This window comes from Thermostichus sp. MS-CIW-41 (genome assembly GCF_054058915.1).
Map to the genome: position 1 here is coordinate 1 of NZ_JBSSBO010000081.1, position 5,110 is coordinate 5,110.

General features: G+C 58.3%; 6 protein-coding genes. All 6 read left to right on the top strand.

Annotated elements, in window-relative coordinates; translation table 11 throughout:
• Nucleotides 1–61: 61 nt before the first annotated feature.
• Nucleotides 62–610, top strand: coding sequence for a DUF2254 family protein (locus ACVWXE_RS14135; protein ID WP_457490622.1), 549 nt, complete (start codon nucleotides 62–64; stop codon nucleotides 608–610).
• 22 nt (nucleotides 611–632) lie between these two features.
• Nucleotides 633–887: a hypothetical protein gene (locus tag ACVWXE_RS14140; RefSeq protein ID WP_457415353.1), complete on the top strand. Its 255-nt coding sequence runs from the start codon at nucleotides 633–635 to the stop codon at nucleotides 885–887.
• A gap of 148 nt (nucleotides 888–1,035) precedes the next feature.
• Nucleotides 1,036–2,790, top strand: coding sequence for an ArnT family glycosyltransferase (locus tag ACVWXE_RS14145; protein WP_457490623.1), 1,755 nt, complete (start codon nucleotides 1,036–1,038; stop codon nucleotides 2,788–2,790).
• Nucleotides 2,791–2,833: 43 nt separating this feature from the next.
• Nucleotides 2,834–3,898 carry an ABC transporter permease gene (locus ACVWXE_RS14150; protein ID WP_457490624.1) on the top strand — a complete coding sequence of 355 codons (1,065 nt, stop codon included), beginning with the start codon at nucleotides 2,834–2,836 and terminating at the stop codon, nucleotides 3,896–3,898.
• A 167-nt stretch (nucleotides 3,899–4,065) separates the two neighbouring features.
• Nucleotides 4,066–4,554 carry a gamma-glutamyl-gamma-aminobutyrate hydrolase family protein gene (locus ACVWXE_RS14155; RefSeq protein WP_457490625.1) on the top strand — a complete coding sequence of 163 codons (489 nt, stop codon included), beginning with the start codon at nucleotides 4,066–4,068 and terminating at the stop codon, nucleotides 4,552–4,554.
• On the top strand, nucleotides 4,554–4,775 hold the full coding sequence (locus tag ACVWXE_RS14160; RefSeq protein ID WP_457490626.1) for a gamma-glutamyl-gamma-aminobutyrate hydrolase family protein: 222 nt from the start codon (nucleotides 4,554–4,556) through the stop codon (nucleotides 4,773–4,775). The genes ACVWXE_RS14155 and ACVWXE_RS14160 overlap by 1 nt, the downstream gene beginning before the upstream one ends.
• The last annotated feature ends 335 nt before the right edge of the window (nucleotides 4,776–5,110 follow it).

Consider the following 5,110-nt stretch of genomic DNA (forward strand, 5'->3'; position numbering starts at 1 on the left):
CGGGATACCGCCATTCTGTTTGGAAACAAACAGAATGCTATCGCTGCATAGTTGAACAGTGATGTTCAGCAGTGTTCAGCGTAAATGTATCAGACACACAGATCCAGGCTTTGTTGGGCGTCGCCCCCGCTTTCTGCCCTGGAGTGCTGCAGTGGTGGGGGCAGGTTTGCTTTGGGCCTGGAGCGGGCATCGCTGGATCCAGAGCGGGTTGAACCTGGTTCGGGCGGGATCCACGCAGGATACAGAAGCTTTGCAGGAATTTGTAACCACCTTGGCTCAGGTGTTGTCGGGGGTGCTGGGCTTTACCCTCTCGGTGGTGGCCATTGTGGTGCAGTTGAGCGCGGATCGCTTCACGCCAAAGGTCACGGAGCTGTTTTTGCGCGAGAAAGTCAATTTCTACCTCTTCTTTTTCCTGATTTTGGCCAATGTGGTCAGTTTGTGGAGTTCGGCAGCCCTGGGCTTTTACGTTCGTGTTGGCGTTGCGGAGCAACACCCTCCAGGGTTGCTCGTCGGGCTGAATCTGCTGCTGGGCACAGCTTCGTTTTTGATGCTGATCCCCTACTTTCGCTTCGTGTTTCACTTTTTGCAGCCGGCACGGAGTCCTTTCTGAAACCTTTGGCTTTGATCTGGGAATGTTGGCCCAGTCGAGCTGTGCTCTGGGCTCTGAAACAACGGAAGCCATTGTGCAAGCCTTGTTACGTCTGGATCAGGATCCCGTTCGCGTCAGCGGGACGGAGTCCTTAAGCGAGCAACAGGAAACCACCCTGCGTGGGATCCGCAAAACCCAAGTCCGCTTGGCAGCCTATCGCGTCAGCGGGACGGAGTCCTTGCAGTTTTTTAGCTGGTTTCAGGGCTTAACCTTGCCGGCAGATAAGCTGATCGCGTAAGCGGGACGGAGTCCTTAGAGCTCCTCTGGATCTCTGGAGCTTCCCTAAAAAATTCTGCCGATCGCGTAAGCGGGACGGAGTCCTTGTCTAGTCTGGTTAGAGCCGCCCCTTGCTGACTTGTCCCATCGCGTTAGCGGGACGGAGTCCCATGCGTCCTTTCGGCAACCCCAACCGTCTGGGCAGTTCTCCTAGCCGCAGATCCCTGCCGGGATCCAGCTCCTTCGTTCAGTTTCGCCGCGACCCGCACCTAGTGCCCTTTTGGGGCCTAAGCCTACTAGTCATGGGCCTGGCAGTGCCTCTGTTTGTGCTTTCGGGGGCGGATCCCAGTTTGGCTGGCTGCGACGAGAGCTTTTATGCCCAAATGGCCCGCGAGCTGCTGCGGGGAGGGCATTGGCTGGGGCCCACTTTTTTGGGGGAGCCTTTTTTCGAGAAACCCCCTCTGCTCACCTGGAGCGTGGCCCTCAGTTTTGCCCTGTACGGGGTAAACGAGTGGGCAGCGCGGCTGCCAGGGATCCTCGCTGCTTTGCTCTCCATTCCCCTGGTGGGCTGGATTGGGCGACCTTTTTTGCCAATGCGGGCGGTCCTTTTGGGGATGGCGGTTTTGCCCCTGTGCTACCTCTGGGTGCAGCAGGGGCGGCTGGTGGGGCAGGATGTGCCCTTGACCTTTCTGGAGCTGCTGGGGATCCTGGGGCTGGTCAACGGTATCCGCGGCCACAGGGTTTGGTTTTGGCTAACCGGAGTGGCCTTCGGGCTGGGCCTGCTGATGAAAAGTGCCATGATCCTGCTGCCGGGGGCGGCTTTGATCCCCTATCTCGTGCAGCAACGGCGCCGCTGGATGGGATCCGCCCCATTTTGGCTGGCGCTTGGGCTGGGCTTGGGGATTTTTGGCCTCTGGCTAGGTCCAGCCATGCAGGTGTATGGCCCACAGGTGCTGACCACCCTGGTGGGGAAGGTGTGGGATCTGGGGCAAGAGCCCTTCCATGCGGATGCCACCGGCTGGTACTACTTTTGGCACATTCCCGTTCATGGCTTCCCGTGGACGGTTTTGGCTTTGGTGGGTGGCTTTCTCCTGGTGCGCCAGCAGCCGGGATCCACGCTGCTGATCTGGTCTTTCCCCCTGCTGCTGTTGTTGTTGTTGCAGCTTTATCCCACCAAAACCCCCTACTACACCGTGCAGCTTTACCCCTGGCTGGCTCTCTTGGCCGGGGTAGCCTTGGATCAAGCGTTGGCTATGCGGGGTCGCGTCAGCGGTGCGGAGCACTTAAAGCCCCGTCTGGCTCAGGTGATCTCTTGGGGCCTGGCAGCGGTGGGGCTGCTGCTGTTGGGTTTGGGGGTGGCCGTCCGGCTGGGCGTAGACGGTCTGGAGCTTCTGCAATCCCACGCTTGGCCGCTGGTGGCGATGGGTCTTTTGTACCTCTTGCTGCCGGGGATCTGGAGTTGGCGGCGGGTGTTGCGCTGTGCCGGCAGTCTGTGGGTGGGAACCCTCTTGTTGGCCGGGATCCTCGCTATGATCACCATCGTCTTGCGGCCTGATTTCGGCAACTTCAGCCCTGCTTTTGCCCAAATGGATTGGAACCAAATGCTGCCCCCGTCCGTTCGCGCTATTCGGACGGAGTCCTCGACAGAGGCTGGGGAGACGGTGGTGGATATTGGCCGCAGCGGCTTGCCGGATGTCTGTCAGGCCCAGGCCATCGCTTTTTATACCCCTAATCCGGGGAGATGGGTGGATGATCAGGCTCTGCAACGAGGGGAATATGGAGACTACCTTTGGGTTTCTCCGGTGCAGGCAGAACAGGTGGAGATCCGGGATTTGGGGTTACAACCTCTAGCGGCGGTGGAGGGCTGGCAACTGGTGCGCCGTTTGGATCCCCTCTTGGAGCAGGGCAGCGGGGAGCCTCTTTGAGTTTAAAAATCTTAAGTTTAAGAATCCTAGGAAGTGTTAAAGCATGGCGGGAATAGCGGAATCGGGCCGGTCGTGGGTGTCTCTAGAGCGTACCTGGGTAATCCAGGGATTGGCTTGGCTGGCAGCGCTGCTATTTGTGGCGGGGGTGATCCTGCTGGCGGGGGCTTCACCTCTCCAGGTGGCGGCCAGCATGTGGCAGGGGGCCTTCGGCACTGAAGCTCAGTTTGGCCGGGTTTTGGCAACGCTGGCTCCCCTTGTCCTCTGCTGCTGTGGGCTGGTGTTTACGTTTGTTGCCGGTCTCTACAACTTGGGCATCGAAGGGCAAATGGTGGTCGGGGCAATTGCGGCCACGTTTCTGGTGCGTCTGGAAGCGGGATGGTTGCCGCCGCCACTGGCCATTACCTTGGCGCTTTTGGCCGGGATCCTGGGGGGGGCGGGCTGGGGCCTGTTGGCCGGGATCCTGAATGTGTGGGGGCGGGTCAACGAGATCTTCGCTGGGCTGGGGCTGAATTTTGTTGCCCAAGGTTGGGTGCTCTACCTGATCTTCGGCCCTTGGAAAAGGCCGGGGGTGGCTTCCATGAGCGGGACGGAAGTGTTGGATCCCCGTCTGTGGTTGCCCACCTGGGGGCGGTCAGAGGCCAGTCTGGTGGCGTTGCTGCTGGCCCTGTTGGCTTTGGCCCTGACGGTGCTGGTGGTGGGCAACACTCGCTTCGGCCTGCAGTTGCGGGCGGTGGGGAAAAACCCTGTAGCTGCTTTCCGGTTGGGGATCCCGGCTACCCGCAGGTTGCTCATGGCATTTGCCTGCTGTGGGGGCTTAGCAGGGCTGGCGGGCGCCTTGCAGGTGTTGGCTCTGTTCCATCGCCTCATCCCCAATATCTCCAGCAATTTGGGCTTTCTGGCCTTGTTGGTGGTGATGCTGGCAGGCTTTAACCCCCTGCTGATTTTGCCGATTGCCTTTTTCTTCAGCAGTCTTAACATCGGCAGCTTGCAACTGCCTCTCTCTTTGCAATTGGAGTCTTCTTTGGCCGGTGTGATTCAGGGATCCCTGGTGTTGTTCGTCTTGCTGGCCCAAGGGATCAGCCGCCGCTACTTCCTTGGGAAAGGTTAATGGCTTCGGCGATTTCTGGGATCCCTTTGCGTTAGCGTTGCGCAACAACGAGATTTAACTCCTATCGCGGGGGAAAACTTTGGATTTTTCTGCTCAGGACAGTGGTGCGGTTCCTCTGCCGTAGGCATAGCACCATCAACATTGGGAAATGAGGCTATCGTAGAAGGATGAATCGGACATCCCCTTTTTCAAATCGACCGCTCATCGGCGTTACCACCCGCAACCGCAATGACGAGGGAGACTTTGTAGCGCCAGGCCGCTATGTGGATGCCATTCGTGCTGCCGGAGGGATCCCTGTTCTTTTTCCCCCAGGCGAAAGCGAGCCCCAGGTTTTGCTGTCTTGGGTGGATGGCCTGGTGTTGACCGGTGGCGGCGACCTCTGCCCCAGCACCTTTCGCGGTAGCGGGACGGAGTCCTTTGGAGAAGATCCGCAACATCCCCAGGTGCGCTATGTGAACGCGGAGCGGGATCGATTTGAGGTGGCCTTGGCTCAGGCCGTGCTGGCCCAGGGGATCCCTGTTTTAGGCATTTGCCGGGGGATGCAATTGTTAAATGTGGTCAGTGGCGGCAAGCTGTTCGCGGTAGCGGGACGGAGTCCTTTCGCAAGCCCATTGTCGCTACGCGACGCTAACGCGAACGCCACAATGTCAGCCTGATCCGCTCCACACGGCTACACCAAGTCGTCGGCGCAGAAGAAATCTCTGTGGTCTCTTGGCACCATCAGGCCATCCGCGATGTGCCCTCAGGTTGGCGTTTGGCTGCCCGTTCTCGAGATGAGCTGTTGTCGCTACGCGACGCTAACGCGAACGCGGTAGCGGGACGGAGTCCTTGCGGGCATGAAAGATGTCTTGGTACTCAAATACGCTCGTTAGGCTGAGGCTTTGCCAGGGCGGGATCCCTCTGCGGCAGCTCAACACCCCAGTAGCCAGCAGAAAGCTGCCCCATGCTAGGCTCTAGGCGGTGCTGCCCTAGTCGGCAAGGGGGGACTTGAAGGATATGAAAAAAAGGGTGGGCAGGGTAGTTTTCGCAAGTGCTTTAACTTTTTTTGCCAGTTCAATTCTTCTGAGAGCATGACTCTAGTCAATAATAAGCTCAACTATACTGAAAATAATGTATAATACAGCCTTTTAATTTAAAATAGGGTACAGGTATTCAAGAGGAAGGAGAGAAAGGAATGCCGACTCATTCTTTGGATTTGCGGCAAAGAGTTGT

Bases quoted from the DNA above. Each gene is read 5' to 3' on its own strand.
- ACVWXE_RS14135 (WP_457490622.1), top strand. From the start codon at position 62: ATGTTCAGCAGTGTTCAGCGTAAATGTATCAGACACACAGATCCAGGC.
- ACVWXE_RS14140 (WP_457415353.1), top strand. From the start codon at position 633: ATGTTGGCCCAGTCGAGCTGTGCTCTGGGCTCTGAAACAACGGAAGCC.
- ACVWXE_RS14145 (WP_457490623.1), top strand. From the start codon at position 1,036: ATGCGTCCTTTCGGCAACCCCAACCGTCTGGGCAGTTCTCCTAGCCGC.
- ACVWXE_RS14150 (WP_457490624.1), top strand. From the start codon at position 2,834: ATGGCGGGAATAGCGGAATCGGGCCGGTCGTGGGTGTCTCTAGAGCGT.
- ACVWXE_RS14155 (WP_457490625.1), top strand. From the start codon at position 4,066: ATGAATCGGACATCCCCTTTTTCAAATCGACCGCTCATCGGCGTTACC.